The sequence below is a fragment of the Microvirga sp. HBU67558 genome (assembly GCF_018069605.1).
Taxonomy (GTDB): domain Bacteria; phylum Pseudomonadota; class Alphaproteobacteria; order Rhizobiales; family Beijerinckiaceae; genus Microvirga; species Microvirga terrae.
The window spans coordinates 1-635 of sequence record NZ_JAGPUP010000247.1; the positions used below are offsets into that span (position 1 = coordinate 1).

General features: G+C 58.6%; 1 protein-coding gene. It reads right to left on the bottom strand.

All coding sequences use genetic code 11. From position 1 onward, the window contains the following. Positions 1–29 precede the first annotated feature (29 nt). Positions 30–464: a hypothetical protein gene (locus tag KBI52_RS01045; RefSeq protein WP_210804807.1), complete on the bottom strand. Its 435-nt coding sequence runs from the start codon at positions 462–464 to the stop codon at positions 30–32. Between the last annotated feature and the right edge of the window lie 171 nt (positions 465–635).

Consider the following 635-nt stretch of genomic DNA (forward strand, 5'->3'; position numbering starts at 1 on the left):
GAGGATTTTCTCTTCTCGATGGTTCGTCGTTAGGAGCCGGTCTGCTGCCTCTCTGGTGAAGCGCCGACGGAGGCAGAGCTTGGCAGTGAAACTTGGCTTTGGGTGAAGTAGGTATTGATCAGGGCCACAACCTTTCGGCCCAGCGCCCAATCCTCTTCAAGGCTGCCCGTATCGAGGATCTCGAGCCGGATCTCGAAATCGGGGTCGCAAATGAGAATGGCCGGATCCTGCTCGTCGCGGTCTTGCTGGCTGTCTAGGAACCAGCCCTCGTCCGGGTTCGGGTCGTCAACAACGAGATCCGCATTCAGGCTCTCGACAAGGTACCGGGCCAGACGATCGTTGATCCTCGTGCCATCATCTTCGCCAAAGATAATCCGCGGCTCGCCCTGAGGATCTCGGATGACGTGCTGCCGATCTCTTCCAGGGCGGGCGATGAAGAGGGTCCATTGTGGCGATGGGCTCATAGGCTAGTTCTTGTCCGAAGATTATTAGGGACAGCTTACGCTGGCGCCATGACAAATAGCACTTCTGCCTTCGGATCAGTATCGCCGTCCCAGCATCCAATCGCCTACCTCATCAAGGGCATCAAAGGCGCGGTTGGTCAGGCGGCGCGGACCGGCCAGCAGCCCCTCCTC